General features: G+C 40.3%; 14 protein-coding genes. 11 read left to right on the top strand and 3 right to left on the bottom strand.

Annotated elements, in window-relative coordinates; genetic code table 11:
• Position 1: 1 nt before the first annotated feature.
• The 11 genes from SPTER_RS16550 to glf all read left to right on the top strand — a co-directional run bounded on the left by SPTER_RS16550 (position 2) and on the right by glf (position 12,791).
• Positions 2-718 carry an IspD/TarI family cytidylyltransferase gene (locus tag SPTER_RS16550; RefSeq protein ID WP_144351386.1) on the top strand — a complete coding sequence of 239 codons (717 nt, stop codon included), beginning with the start codon at positions 2-4 and terminating at the stop codon, positions 716-718.
• A 20-nt stretch (positions 719-738) separates the two neighbouring features.
• A complete protein-coding gene (locus SPTER_RS16545) occupies positions 739-1,833 on the top strand; it encodes a DUF4422 domain-containing protein (RefSeq protein WP_144351385.1) in 1,095 nt (364 codons plus the stop codon).
• Between the two features lie 14 nt (positions 1,834-1,847).
• Positions 1,848-2,237, top strand: a complete 390-nt coding sequence (locus SPTER_RS16540; protein WP_144351384.1) for a nucleoside-diphosphate sugar epimerase/dehydratase — start codon at positions 1,848-1,850, stop codon at positions 2,235-2,237.
• A gap of 24 nt (positions 2,238-2,261) precedes the next feature.
• On the top strand, positions 2,262-4,142 hold the full coding sequence (locus SPTER_RS16535; RefSeq protein ID WP_144351383.1) for a pyruvate formate lyase family protein: 1,881 nt from the start codon (positions 2,262-2,264) through the stop codon (positions 4,140-4,142).
• Positions 4,143-4,145: 3 nt separating this feature from the next.
• Positions 4,146-5,015: a glycyl-radical enzyme activating protein gene (locus SPTER_RS16530; protein ID WP_144351382.1), complete on the top strand. Its 870-nt coding sequence runs from the start codon at positions 4,146-4,148 to the stop codon at positions 5,013-5,015.
• A 21-nt stretch (positions 5,016-5,036) separates the two neighbouring features.
• Positions 5,037-6,164, top strand: a complete 1,128-nt coding sequence (locus SPTER_RS16525) for an FkbM family methyltransferase (RefSeq protein ID WP_144351381.1) — start codon at positions 5,037-5,039, stop codon at positions 6,162-6,164.
• 69 nt (positions 6,165-6,233) lie between these two features.
• Positions 6,234-7,381, top strand: a protein-coding gene (locus SPTER_RS16520) for an IS3 family transposase (RefSeq protein ID WP_246105635.1) whose coding sequence is annotated in 2 segments (ribosomal slippage) — positions 6,234-6,489 and positions 6,489-7,381 — 1,149 coding nt in all. Because the reading frame shifts where the segments join, the coding sequence is not laid out codon by codon here.
• Positions 7,382-7,506: 125 nt separating this feature from the next.
• Positions 7,507-8,526, top strand: coding sequence for an FkbM family methyltransferase (locus SPTER_RS16515; protein WP_246105634.1), 1,020 nt, complete (start codon positions 7,507-7,509; stop codon positions 8,524-8,526).
• 16 nt (positions 8,527-8,542) lie between these two features.
• On the top strand, positions 8,543-10,075 hold the full coding sequence (locus SPTER_RS16510) for a hypothetical protein (protein WP_144351378.1): 1,533 nt from the start codon (positions 8,543-8,545) through the stop codon (positions 10,073-10,075).
• A gap of 40 nt (positions 10,076-10,115) precedes the next feature.
• Positions 10,116-11,654, top strand: coding sequence for a hypothetical protein (locus tag SPTER_RS16505; protein WP_144351377.1), 1,539 nt, complete (start codon positions 10,116-10,118; stop codon positions 11,652-11,654).
• 42 nt (positions 11,655-11,696) lie between these two features.
• On the top strand, positions 11,697-12,791 hold the full coding sequence (gene glf, locus SPTER_RS16500; RefSeq protein WP_144351376.1) for a UDP-galactopyranose mutase: 1,095 nt from the start codon (positions 11,697-11,699) through the stop codon (positions 12,789-12,791).
• A gap of 303 nt (positions 12,792-13,094) precedes the next feature.
• Here the strand turns inward: glf and SPTER_RS16495 are convergent, their stop codons facing one another.
• The 3 genes from SPTER_RS16495 to SPTER_RS16485 all read right to left on the bottom strand — a co-directional run bounded on the left by SPTER_RS16495 (position 13,095) and on the right by SPTER_RS16485 (position 14,179).
• A complete protein-coding gene (locus tag SPTER_RS16495) occupies positions 13,095-13,352 on the bottom strand; it encodes a hypothetical protein (RefSeq protein ID WP_144351375.1) in 258 nt (85 codons plus the stop codon).
• Between the two features lie 253 nt (positions 13,353-13,605).
• Positions 13,606-13,926, bottom strand: a complete 321-nt coding sequence (locus tag SPTER_RS16490) for a type II toxin-antitoxin system PemK/MazF family toxin (protein WP_144351374.1) — start codon at positions 13,924-13,926, stop codon at positions 13,606-13,608.
• Positions 13,919-14,179 (bottom strand): AbrB/MazE/SpoVT family DNA-binding domain-containing protein, encoded by a 261-nt coding sequence (locus tag SPTER_RS16485; RefSeq protein WP_144351373.1) that lies wholly within the window; start codon positions 14,177-14,179, stop codon positions 13,919-13,921. Before SPTER_RS16485 ends, SPTER_RS16490 begins: the two co-directional genes overlap by 8 nt.
• Positions 14,180-14,662 lie beyond the last annotated feature (483 nt).

Below are 14,662 nucleotides of genomic sequence, written 5' to 3'. Positions count from 1 at the left end.
GATGAATGTAGCTTTGATATTTGCGGGTGGAACTGGACAAAGAATGAACTCACGAGCAAAACCAAAACAATTCCTAGAACTTCATGGGAAGCCTGTGCTTTTGTATACGCTTGATCATTTTGAAGAACATCAAGAGATAGATCATATTATCGTTGTCTGTCTAGAGAATTGGATAAATGAACTGCAACTGATGCTCCATAGGTATGACTTCAAAAAAATTATAAAGATTGTCCCAGGGGGAAGTACAGGACATGAATCCATTTATAATGGACTGAAAGCGATGGAGAATATTTGCAATAAGGATGACATTGTGCTTATCCACGATGGAGTTCGGCCTCTGATTTCTGAAGAATTGATTTCGGAAAATATAGCCAAAGCAAAAAAATATAATACCGCAATTACAGCGGAAGCGGCAAAGGAAAGCGTAGTGCAAAGCAGAGATGGGGCTAGAATTGATCATGTACCTGAGCGAAGTACTATGTATGTGGCAAAAGCTCCGCAGTCTTTTAACTATCCTTTAATTTGGAAATATTATCAGATGGCACAAAAAGAGGGTCTATTGAGTATTGATTCGGCGCACTTGTTAAGTATTTACGGAGTTGAGATGCATATGGTCAAAAGTACGCCCAATAATATGAAGATTACTGCTCCAACGGATTATTACATTTTTCGTGCGTTGTATGAAGCAATGGAAAACAAACAAATACTTGGAATTTAGGAAGTATAGGAGTAGCCTTGATGAATAGTAATGAAGTAATATCCAGATTGCATAATGCAAACGAAGTAATTCTTTTTGGTGCCCAAGCGATTGCTTGTCAAATTTACATTGCACTAATAGAAGCATTTCAGATTAAACCAAAATGTTTTCTTGTTTCTTGGCAGGAAAATAATCCTGCGAATATTGATGGTATACCTGTACTACCACTTTCACAGTATGATCCTATTAACGGACAACTAATACTAATAGCTACACCTGAGCCTTATCATGAGCAGATTATGGAATTGTTAAGTAAATATGATAATGTGAACTATCTGTGTATTGATTCCCATTTAGAGTATATTTTACTATCTGAATATTTCAGGAAGAAAACCTCCTTCCGTCTTCTCGAAGATTATTCAGAAACTTGTGGCACAAACGAGAGCTCACCAGTGAACATTCATATTTTGATGGCGAAAAGTCACGTTGATTTATCCTTAAAAAAAGCACCAGAGAATCCAAGTTGGGTTCATCCTATACAAGTAGGCGCATCTTTGACACATAAACAGATAAGCAGCCTCAAAGATAATACGGGAGACAATATTTCTCAGAGAAACAGGAATTACTCGGAACTTACGGCATCTTATTGGTTGTGGAAAAACCTGAGATGCGACTATAAAGGAATCTTCCATTACAGGAGAGTATTGCGATTCGATGAAAACAATCTTCGCAGGATGATGTGTAATGACATCGACGTTGTGCTGCCGTTACCGTTTGTATGCAGCCCCGATACATCTAGGCAGTATGGACGGTATATTTCTGCAGAAGACATCCAACTTACTTTCCAAACTCTGGAGAAAATGCAACCGGACTATTTCCGAGCTTCACGCACGATTTTGGCAGATAAGTATCTATATAATTACAATATGCTGATCGCAAGATCCGAAGTTTTCGATCAATACTGCAACTGGCTGTTTCCTTTACTGGAAGCAATAGAACAGCACTATACCGCAATGTCAACCCTCAGAGAAGATCGATATATTGGGTATATCGGCGAATTGCTTACAGCACTGTATTTTCTATATAATCGCGACAATCTAAAAATAACGCATGGTGAAAAAATATGGTTCGTATGAGGGGAATGAACACAATGGCGAGCGATAAATATTTTGAAAGCTTTGTAACTCTAAAACGGTGGATGGAAAATCGAAATGCGGGCAAAAATTTAGCTTCATATTTCGTTGACCATCATTATAAAACTGTTGGCATTTACGGTGCAGGTGATTTAGGAAGTTTATTATACGCTGAACTCAAAGGCTCTAACATAAAAGTTAAGTATTTTGTAGACAGAAATTCCGAGGGCCTCTTGCAGGTTGCAGGAGTGCCTGTCATCGCATTGAATGATATTCCGAAACATGCGCATATTGATGTGCTTATTGTTACACCGATAGGTAACTTCGATGAAATTTGCAGGGATTTGATACAAATAGTGCCTGAATTGTCTGTTATCTCACTTAAGGATGCGGTCTACGAGGTATAAATCCTTAAATCGGGGGGAGTCAAAATGCAGTCAGCAAGTGAATTATTTAAAACAATGTGCAGGGATGTCGCCATTACCTTAAACGACAATGAGTTTGTCTATTTTTTGGATTTTAGCCATCTTATGGATGCGTCCAGGGGGTATAATTTCGGCAATCTAACGCCAGACTATTCCCGCTTTTTGAAAAGTGGACTTAGCCAACTAAAATATGCAGATAACGACTGCTCCAACAAGTTTTGTGTCGACTACAATAGCGTGACTGACAGTATATGCATGTTAATTACTCGTATCTGTGATGAACTTATCCGCCAACAACCGCATAATTATGCCGCGAAGCTCAAATGGTTTCAACATATGGTTGATCATCCGGCAACAAACTTCAGAGAGGCTCTACAACGCATTCTGTTTTTGAACCAAATTATTTGGCAGAGCAATCACCGGCTAGTCGGTCTGGGCGGACTGGATTCGTTATTGATCGATTACTTTAACCAAGACATAGAAAATGGAAGGTTAAGTAAAGAAGATGCACTCTCAATTGTTGAAAACTTTTTCCACATCCTGCACGAAAATTATCGTGATAAAAGCAATATGCTGCTTGGAGACACCGGACAAATCATTGTGCTGGGAAAATCTGATAAACAAGGCGGATATATTTACAATGATTTGACGCTTTTATTCATTCAGGCGCTTGAAAGAGTACAACTGCCAGACCCCAAAATTCTTTTGCGCGTAAACAGAAATACGCCGAGGAATGTTTTAGAAACTGCAGTCAAGTGCATTGCGACAGGAATTGGAGCGCCATTGCTGTCAAATGATGGCGTTATTCTTCCGCAGTTGACCCGTTTTGGTATTCCGCTTTCAGATGCCCTGGATTATACTACATCCGCATGCTGGGAGCCTCTCATTGGTGGGAAAGATACTTCGCTGAACAATATGACAACGTTAAATTTCATGCGGAGCTTAAACAACCTGTTTATGCGTGATCCTTTAACGAAAATAGATACGTTTGAAGAATTCAAGAAGCGGTATTTTACGTATTTGGCCTGGAATCTGAATGCAGTAAAGCGAGTTATTGGCATGCAAAGGCTTCAATATGATCCGGTGCTGTCAGTGTTTATGGAAGGTTGTTTTGAAAGCAAGAAAGATGTATCGCATGGCGGTGCAGTATATCACAATGTCGGAATTACTACTGTAGCGTTAGCTAATGTGGTAAATGCCTTGTTGAATATTAAAGACGCAGTCTTTGAGAAGAAAACGGCTTCGCTGATTTCGATTAAGAAAATGATTGTGACTGATTTTGCGGACATGGAAGATTGGATTTCTATGCTGAAATCCAGAGTTAACAAGTATGGTAATGATGATAATGAGATTATCACTTTAACCAACGAAATAACCCGATTTGTATCTGCGGAGACCGAGAGCTTTGTGACCTATTTAGGTGGCAAAATGAAATTTGGTTTGAGTGCGCCGACTTATATTGATGCGGCAAAAGATTTTCCAGCTTCCTTTGATGGCAGGAGAAAAGGTGAACCGTTTAAGGTCCATATTTCCAATGAAGAATCAACCGCCTATACAGAAGTGGTTAATTTTGCTTCCGCGCTAGATTATGGCGATAACCGGTTTAATGGAAATGTAGTAGATTTTATGATCACACCAGATTTTATAAACAATAATTTTGATAAATTTGTTGACTTCATTGCCTTGAGCATAGAGAATGGCTTTTTCCAGATGCAAATGAATGTGGTGAGCAGCGAAAAGCTGATCGCGGCCAGAGAAAGGCCGGAGAAATACAGCAATTTGATTGTACGGGTGTGGGGATTCAGCGCCTATTTTAATGATTTGCCCGAAGAGTACAAGGATGTATTGATAGAACGGGCGTTGAAGAATGAACGGAAAGCCGGTTGACATATGAGTTTGATTATTACAAACATACAAAGGATGTGCATGCAGGATGGTCCGGGAATTCGGACAACCGTGTTTCTGAAAGGCTGTACTCTGCATTGCCCTTGGTGTGCCAACCCGGAAAATATACGTTGCGGGAGACAATATTATTTCAAGGAAGATATTTGTTCGGCCAATAGAGGGAAAAGTGTATTTTGTGCCGCCTGCCCTGGTGAAACCATATTGAAATACTCTTATGCTGATAAAACGAAGTTTTCCTGCCCATTTGGTGCGATAGGCGTATATGGTAAATCGTATAAGACACAAGAGCTTGTCAATCTTTTGCTAAGGGACAAAGCTTACTGGAAGGAAACCGGAGGGATTACCTTTTCTGGGGGAGAACCGCTTTTGCAGGCACAGGAATTAAAGCGGGTTTTAATGCTTCTAAAAGAGAGTAATATACATATCGTCCTGGAAACGGCGCTGCACGTTCCGATAGACGCAGTTAAAACCGTAAGTGAATATGTTGATTTACTCTTTGTTGATCTAAAGATATTGGACGAACAGGAATGCAAAAAGATACTCGGCGGGCAAGCAGACTTGTTTAAGAATAACGTCCGCCATTTGGCAGCGACAGAAAAAAAAGTTATATTTCGCATTCCCTGCAGCAATGAATTTACGCTGAAGGACAGTAATAGTAAACTACTGAAAGAGTTTATCCATCAGTACAACTGCTATCCGGTAGAGATTTTTTCGTTGCATAACTTTGCAAACAGCAAGTATAGGACGCTGGGGCTATATCCACCTAGCGAATTTCCCGTTGACTTGTGTAAAATGGAGCGATTGGCAACGTGGATAAATGAAACAGGCGGTAAAGCTTCTGTTATTTCAATCTGAGTAAAACTGGGAGGCAGAAATATGGATAAATTCTCAAAAAAAATATCAGCGATTCAGACTGAGGTAGCAAGTGTTCCTTATGAATCACGGGCACATCTTCGTTTAGGAACGATCAGGAATCTTAATTACATTTCGCAGTGGGAATATTTGCCGGAAAACATAGATTCAAACCGCCTGATCATTTTATATGGCGCAGGGAATTTCGGAGAAGCTGCCGCCATTTTTTTGTTTTCTATAGGTGTAAAAGTTAGTGCTTTCGTTGACAACAAAAAGGCCGGTAAAGTTTTTAATAAATGCCCGGACATTTCTATACCAATTATTTCTTTCAACCAATTGAAAGAGGATTATAAAAACGCTTATGTTGCCATAACAGTTTCGGAAGCAAAATTCTATCACGAGATAAAACTGTCGTTAGATGAATCAAAAATAAAATACTATGACATAATTGGCTATTACCTAGTGAACGGCTTGAAGAAATCTTACACACTGTTTGATGATGATTTGTCAAAAGTGCAAATACTGGACAGCCTGAAATACCTGACTTCTTATTCTAGGTATTACGAGCATTATTTCGATGAGAGGCTTGTATCCCTTCTAACCGATCATGAAGTATTTGTAGACGCAGGCGTATTTGATGGGGAAACAACTTTTGATTTCGTACGGCATGTAGGCGGACAATACAAACATATCTACGGTTTCGAGGCAAATAAGAGGATTTTTGAGAAATATCGAGATAGTCTTCTGAAGATACACGATATAACTTTGGAGAATTTAGGGTTATGGTGTTGTGATTCGGAACTTCCGTTCGGAGAGGGAGCTGACAGCGCCTCAAGTTTCGTTACCGAATATTATGAAAAAAGCGGACTTCAGCCAGTAACATCTTTGGACAAATATTTTGAGGGAAAGCCAAATGATGAATTGCCGACCTTTATAAAAATGGATATAGAAGGAGCCGAATATGAGGCCTTGCTGGGCGCAAAAGGCACCATTCAGAAAGTGCATCCCAAATTAGCCATTTGTGTGTATCACAAAACAGAACATTTCTGGATGATACCTGAATTGATCAAGGAATTCGATTCCAGCTATACTTTTTTTCTGAGGCACTATTCGCCAGATGATGTGAGGGAATATGTTTTGTATGCTATATAATGCCCCGTCCCCCCTTTGATGGACAGTAGAAACGCGTAGTATACTGGAATCAGAGAGGGGAATGAAATGGTGAAACAGTTTAACGCCGAGTTTAAACTGCAAGCGGTGAAAAGAGTAGAAGCGACCGGTGGGCCGGTATCCAAAGTGGCAGCCGAGTTAGGGATCAATGAGAATACGCTTCATGGGTGGTTGAAAAAGTATCGGGAAAAACCTAATGCCCCTTTTCCCGGCAGCGGCAAGCTCAGTCCAGACAATGAGCGGCTAAGAAAGCTAGAACGAGAAAATCGTGACCTGCGGGAGGAAAATGAGATTTTAAAAAAGGCGGCAGCGTACTTCGCGAAGAACCAGAAATAAAACGGTTCAAATTTATCAAAGCTAACCGCCAAACCTATCGGGTGGAGAAGCTGTGCAAAGTGCTGGGGGTATCCCGCAGTGGCTACTATGCATGGGAAAATCGCCCGAAAAGCCAAAGGGACTTAGAAAACGAGGCCATCTTGGCGCAGATTGAGCAACTTCATCAAACGAAACGCCATGTTTATGGTTGCCGTAAAATCTATCAAGAGTTGCGCCGTAAGGGTCTGAGAGTAAATCATAAGCGGATAGAACGCCTGATGAAGCAGGCGGGCATTCACTCTAAAACAGCCAAAATATTCAAGGCCACTACGAATTCGAAACATGCCCTTGCCGTTGCCGAAAACCTGTTAAACCGTGAGTTTACAGCCTCCAGGCCCAATCAAAAAATGGTCAGTGACATCACCTATCTATGGACGGAGGAAGGCTGGCTGTACGTGGCTGCCATCATTGACCTATGCGGGCAAAGAGTGGTCGGATTATCCATGAGTGAGCGGATGACCAAAGAACTGGTCATGCAGGCGTTAGACAGTGTCTGCAAGCGAGCTCGGCCGCCCCACGGCGTACTCATTCACTCCGATCGTGGCAGCCAGTATTGCTCTAAGGATTATCAGGATGTACTCAAAGAGCGCGGATTTATTTGCAGCATGTCCAGGAAGGGCAACTGTTGGGACAACGCACCAATGGAGGCATTTTGGGGCAAGATGAAATATGAATGGCTGATCGGGCAACGGTTTCAGACCCGCGAACAGGCCAGGGCCGCCGTATTTGAATATGTGGAAATCTTTTATAACCGGCAACGAATTCATGCCACCAATGGATACCGAACTCCCGAAGAGTACTATTTGTTGGCTATGGCTGCTTAAATCAGCGAAATAGTAAGCTATCCTGTGAAAAACTATGTTATCCTTGTGCTTTTTCTGTCTATTGAACGGGGGACGCCGCATAATTACAATTTGCTTATCTTTTAGGGGGGATACGAGTGACTGGAATGGAATTTAAAGAAAAAATAGCAAAAATAATTGACAGACTGGGTGATGAAGAATCGAAAAGGATCTTTGAAGCAAGGTTGTTATATTCACTTACGGGAAACCTGGATTGTTTTGACAGTGCAGTACTAGGCATTCAGAAAATTTCATCTGAAAAACCGGTGGCGATATTTGGTTGCGGACAATTTGGACAATTTTTGGTGGAGTATATCCAAAACGCTGTCTGCTTCATTGATAATTACGCAAATAAGGCAAATTTGGTGAAAAACCTGCCTGTTCTTTCTCTGGATGAATTCATCAGGAGGTATGACAATGTCGATGTAGTCATTGGTTCAATAGATTATTACGATGACCTAAAAGCCCAATTGAATCGCTTTGATATCCCGGTGTGTGATTTGCCCGTTTGTTTCCAAAATCTTTTCAAGAAAATGCAAGATCAAATACAATACTTCGATTTTCCATATTTGGAACACGCGGAGCATGAAGTTTTTGTTGATGGTGGTTGCCTTGACGGAAATACATCATTGGATTTTATTCAATGGAGCAAATCTGCTTCCGCAAACAAAAATATAGGCATAATATTGTTTGAACCCAATCAGTATCAGGTTCCTGTTTGTGAAACAGCGTTAAGGAATACTGGCGTACCTTTTAAGATTATCCAGAAAGCGTTATCCGATTGCGTTGAAACATTAAAATTTAATTCAGCTGAAAGCGATCCGAAAACTGCGTCTATTAGCAATGATGGTGATATCGTGATTGAAACTGTTCGCATGGATGATGTGCTGAAAGATGAGAGAATTACATTCATTAAGTTAGATATTGAAGGCGCTGAATTAAGAGCTCTAAGGGGTATGAAAAAAATTATTAGCAATCAAAAACCCAAATTAGCCATTAGTGTTTATCACAAACCGGAAGATATTTGGGAAATCCCTCTCATGATTTGCGAAGTGAATGAGAATTACAAATTCTATTTGCGCCATTACAGCTGGAATACTGCTGAAACTGTCTTGTACGCGATATAAGGAGAGTCGGATAAATATGGATATGGATACACAATATGAAAAAATCAAAGATAAGCGAATTGCCATTTTTGGTACAGGAAACCTACAGTCTGATATTATGGGACTGTTCACTTTTAACAATTTGCTGTATTTTGTGGACGATTTTTACAATGAGCAATCTCAGGAATCTTTCATACCAGCAGATAAGCAAGTTTATGATTCAGCCCATCTCTTAAATGAGGACAGGAATGATTTATTTATCCTGATTTGTGATAAGGATGAGGATTATGCTGCGCGTCGGCTGGAAACGATGGGCTTCAAAGAGGATATACATTATGGCTTTGGCGAGGATTTGCTGATAAACTATCCGCTATTTGAGTCTATCAAGAGCAATCGGATACATATTTGGGGTGCCGGAAATACCTACTCTTATCATAAAGCAGAGATATTTGAATACCTTGATACTATACAATCCTTTATAATTAGTCAGTCCGATAATTCTCCTGCCTCAATTGAGGGAAAACCTGTAATTCCTTTTTCAGAAGCCCAAATTGCGCCGGGAGATTTTATAATCGTTTGCAGTATTTACTACAACGAAATTGCACATCTTTTAGAAAACAGTGGCTTAAAAATTGGAAGGGACTTTATAAATATTAGAACCTTTTCCTTGCTGGGAAAGCTATCAACATTCTCGACGGATAACCATAGCTTTGTTGACCGAGCAAAGGGTTCAGAGGAATTGCTTGTTATTTTATCCGGCTACAAAAACCTGGTATGGGAAAGCGTATTCCCAAGGTTAAAGCAGTACGTCCCAACACAGTTGGATGTCGTAGTGGTTACAAGCGGCTTAGTCAATCAAGAGCTCCAGCTAACGTGTGAGCGATATGGATGGTCATATGTAAGCACGGAGCGCAACAACGTCTCCCTTGCAGTTAATGTAGCAATTTCTTTGCACCCAAAAGCCAAATATATCTATAAAATTGATGAAGATATATTTGTTACGCAGGGCTGTTTTGAGATGATGCGGACAACCTATGACAGAGTACAGGCCGAAAGCAAATACGAAGTTGGTTTTGTTACGCCTCTGATTCCTGTAAACGGTTATGGGTATGTCAGATTGCTTGAAATCTTCGATGCGGTCAAACAATGGGAAGACCGTTTTGGCGAACTTGTTTATACAGATTGCTATCACCATCATGGCACAATTCATGATTCGCCTGCTGCGGCTTTATTTATGTGGGGTGAGAATAATCCTAAGTTTGTGGATATTGATGAAATGGCGCGAAAATTGCGCGAGGCCGATTTTCAATATTCAATCTGTCCAATACGCTACAGCATTGGATTTATTCTTTTCACAAAACGCAATTGGGTAAGAATGGGAATGTTTCCGATAAAGAAACACCTGAACCTAGGTGCCGATGAAGAGCGTATTTGTGAGTTTTGTTTAATGCACGCTAGAGTTATGGTGGTTGCGGAGAATGCTATTGTGGGGCATTTGTCATATGGCCCACAACACAAAGTGATGGCGGAATACTATTGTTCACATACCAAACGCTTTCTGCCCAAATAACTTAGAGATTATATATGCGCTTGGTAAGGAGGCATACATTTTGGGTGCGTTATTAGAAAAGATTGCGAACAGGACAATCGTTATTTGGGGCGTCGGTGCAATTCAGACGGACATTGAAGCAATGTTTGGATTGAACATTAGTTATTATGTTGACGATACATATGATCAAAGAAAAGACAGGATTCATTTGCTTCATCATCCACTTAAAGCATCGGACGCTTTGCGGAATGAGAAAAAGGAGAATTTGTTTGTAATTGTTTGCATGCAGGAATATCGCTCTGCGTTATTGGCACTGTCAGACATGGGGTATTTGGACCATGAGCAATATGCTTCATATGAGCGCCTTCTTTATGAGTGTGATTTTAAAGGCATCTCCAAGAGCATATCAGGTCGAAATGTTGCCTTTTGGGGAATTGGAAAAACATTTTTTGATTATCAAAAGTATTTGTATAATCATACTTCTGACGTTGCTCTATTGATCGATGAATCCGAGCCATCTGGACAAGCGTTGCCTAACGGGATGCCTGTTATATCTTTTGAAAATGCAAAAGATAAGTTGCAGGATTCCTATATTATTGTAACAAGCAGCTACTATCCAATGATTGCCGAGAAACTTAAAAGTATAGGGAAAAAGCCCATTGAGGATTTCATCTTTGTGGATACCTACAAAATACTGAATGATCTTTATTGTCTGTTAAACGAAGAATACACGTTTGTTGAAAGGACAAAGGATTCCAAGCATTTGCTGATAATCTTAGCGGGATATAAAAAGCCGCTGTGGGATGACGTATTTTTTAGAGTGCAGTCTTTTGTCCCAGAGTATTTCGATGTTTGTGTTTTGAGCAGCGGTATATATGATGAGAAACTTAATCGAATCTGTGAGAAAAATGGATGGTCGTATCTCTCAACAGCCAACAATAAAATATCGGCGGTTTTGAATATAGGGATACATTTACACAAACATGCAGCTTATGTTTTCAAGCTGGATGAAGATATGTTTGTCACAAAGGACATATTTCAAGTTCTAATGAAAACATATGAAAAATTTGAACTCTTGGAGAGATATGAGATTGGGTTTGTGACACCTCTGATTCCTGCAAATACTTTTGGCTATATACGTCTTCTGGAGAGATTAGATCTGGCGGACGTTTGGCAGAAAACTTTTGGGGAAGCTAAATATTCGGATGGAACTACCCATCACCTTGAAATATTAAGAAATCCTGAAGCGGCGAAGTTCATGTGGGGGGAGCAATGTGAGTCGCTCAAGAATATTGACATACTTGCTTCCGAACTAAGTAAGGGAACACTCGAATACTGTGTCTGCCCTTCGAGATATAGTATCGGTATGGTGCTTTTTTCAAAAGAGACCTGGATTGACATGAAGATGTTTCCGGTCACTGACGGTAATAACCTTGGTGCTGATGAGGAGCATATTTGTAAGTATTGTATGATGAGCGCAAGGGTCATGGTTGTTGCGAATAACGCATTGGCAGGGCATTTGGGATATGGTCCTCAGACGGAAGCCATGATTCAATACTATAAAAAGAACAAAAATATATTTATGCTGCAAAACGGTTGATGCCCTGCTTTTAGTATCAGTACACGCAAAGGAGGCGAGTCAATGCAATTCGATTATCTTATTGTCGGCGCCGGTTTATTCGGTGCAACTATTGCTCATGAAATGACCAAGAAAGGAAAGACTTGCTTGGTTTTGGATAGACGGGCACATATTGGCGGAAATGTTTACACCGAAAACATTGAGGACATCAACGTTCACAGATATGGGGCGCATATATTTCATACAAGCAATAAAGCGATTTGGGAATATATAAACCAATTCGCCGAATTTAACAATTACATTAATTCACCAATCGCTAATTATAAAGGGGAGATCTATAACCTCCCCTTTAACATGAATACATTTAACAAAATGTGGGGTATAAAGACACCTGATGAGGCCAGGGAAATCATTGAAATACAGCGATTAGAATCAGGGATAACCAATCCCAAAAACTTGGAAGAACAGGCTTTATCCCTTGCGGGACGTGACATCTACGAAAAGCTCATCAAGGGATACACGGAAAAGCAATGGGGTGTGGACTGTAAAGAACTGCCCGCGTTCATCATCAAAAGATTACCATTTCGGTTTATCTACGACAATAATTATTTCAATGACCGCTATCAGGGAATCCCAATAGGCGGCTATACATCAATCATTGAAAAAATGCTTTTGGGATGCGAAGTGAAAGTAAACACGGACTATTTTTCTTTTCGTCAGGCAAACCCAACTATAGCCAGTCGAACTATTTTCACAGGTGCGATTGATGAATTTTTTGCGTACTGCTATGGCGAACTTGAATACCGCTCATTGAATTTTAAGACCGAAATTTTAGACACTGACAATTTTCAAGGCAACGCTGTAGTGAATTATACGGAAAAGGAAGTGCTATACACCAGAATCATTGAACACAAACATTTTGAGTTTGGTAATCAGAAAAAATCTGTTATCACAAGAGAATACCCACACTCGTGGAGCAGAGGAAACGAGGCATATTATCCTGTAAACAATGAGAAAAATAATGTCCTCTATGAGCAGTATAAGGCACTTGCTGACTGCTGTGATTCAGTTATTTTTGGCGGTCGGCTTGGAAATTACAAGTATTTTGATATGGACAAGACCATCGAAGCAGCCTTGGAGGTAGCGTCTTGTTTGTGATAAAAAATAGCCTCTTCTGTTAAGTGTTTTCCGATCTCACAACATAAGCGGTGCATAGCCATAGCTTTCAACTAGTCTTCACATATTCCAGGGCAAAACAAATTGTTAATTCTTATTAGAAATTTAGTATTCTAATAAGTGTAAAATAAATTGTTATGGACGCACATGATGGACGCACATGGGGTCAGGCCTTGCGATTTGTGATGATGATACTACTGTTGCTGCTGAACAAAGAAAAGAGGCAGCTCAGCATGAGCGCCTCCAATAAATTATGAGAATGTCAGGCGGAAAAGTTCCCGGTAATTACTGTTCCAACAGTTTGGTTAGTTCATTTATAGGAATGGCCGTGCCTTGGGCAACTGTTTCCGGGGAAAAGCCTTGGTTAAGCATAGCCCCGGCAACTTTGAGCTTGCCTTCAAGCCGGACTTCTTCCCTGGCGAAATTAAGAGAAGAAAAATGATCCCGGATTGCCTTTTCGCGCAATTTATATTCCCGCCGCTTTTGGGGATTACTCATATAGGTATTGACAGCTTGCAGGGCCTCACGAATAGACGGATCCATCCTCGTTAATTCCTCCAATTCCTGAGTGTTTAGCAGGTTTAACGTAACTGCCTTGCGTTCTTTCTCGCCAAAGATAAATTATATCAGAAAAAAATAAAAGGAAGTATCTACATTACCTTGATTCAAGAATAAGATACTTCAGTGATTTCACTCATTCATATTATCGCATATTTCTTATTTATGAACAGTCGAGTATTTATAAGGAATGGCAGATTAGGAACTTTCCGGCAGTTGGTTTTGCTTTGAGGGATATTTAATCTACTAGGTATTCCTTAATGATTGACTTAATTATTTGTATCTCTGCATCACGCAAGCTACCTGCTTTATCACAGAAGCGAGTTTTATCTAATGCCCTCATTTGATCTAAGGCAACAAACCCTGTTACATTTTTTACTTTAATTTTACAGCGTGTGGGTAGTCCTAAGTCTGTGTTGGTTATGGGCGCAGAAATAACTGTCAGAAAGTATTTATTTGCTTCAGTCGGTGAGAGTATCACACAGGGACGGACTTTATTCATTTCACCGCCTTTGGTCGGGTTCAGGTCTACCCAATATACACTATATTGTTCATACATTGGAAGGCTTCTCCTCCAGCAGGTCGAGGTCAATTGTATCATCATAGATAACAGAGTCATCTTCGTGTACTCTTGAGGCCGCTTTTTTAAACGCTTCTTCCCATCCCTGACGAGGAGCACGGGCAGGTGCCAGTGTGATTATATTACCGTCTACCTTAATTACGACCTTTTTGTCTATTCCGCATTGTTTTAGCAAACTGGCAGGGATACGAATACCTTTAGAATTACCTATTCTGATTATATCGGCTTCCATATTAACCTCCTAGTGTAATTATATTGTAATTACATTATAGCAGCAGCAGGGTGATTTTTCAAGGGACAATAAGGGACCCCGGGGTCCTGTTGTCGCTGAACAAAAAAGAGGCAACTCAAAAATGAGTGCCTCTTAATAAATTATAAGAATGCCAGATTAGAAACTTTCCGGTAATTACTGTTCCAACAGTTTGGTCAGTTCGCTTGCAGGAATGGCAGTGCATTGTGCAACTGTTTCTACAGGCAAGCCTTGTTTAAGCATCACCCGGGCGATCTCGAGTTTGCCTTCAAGTCTGCCTTCTTCCTTGGCGGAATTCAGAGAAGAAAAACGATCCCGTATTGCTTTTTCATACTTGGTGACCTCCCGCTAAGCTTTGTAGTACCATTATATAATTTGTCATACCTTAAGTAAATTGAGTAGAAATTTTTGCGGTGTCTATTGCCGCCAATAAGTCCAGGGCTGCTTTTGCCGCTTTTTACGAGG

The sequence above is a fragment of the Sporomusa termitida genome, assembly GCF_007641255.1.
In the GTDB taxonomy this organism is placed as follows: Bacteria; Bacillota; Negativicutes; order Sporomusales; family Sporomusaceae; genus Sporomusa; species Sporomusa termitida.
This window is presented reverse-complemented; position numbering and strand designations above follow the sequence as displayed.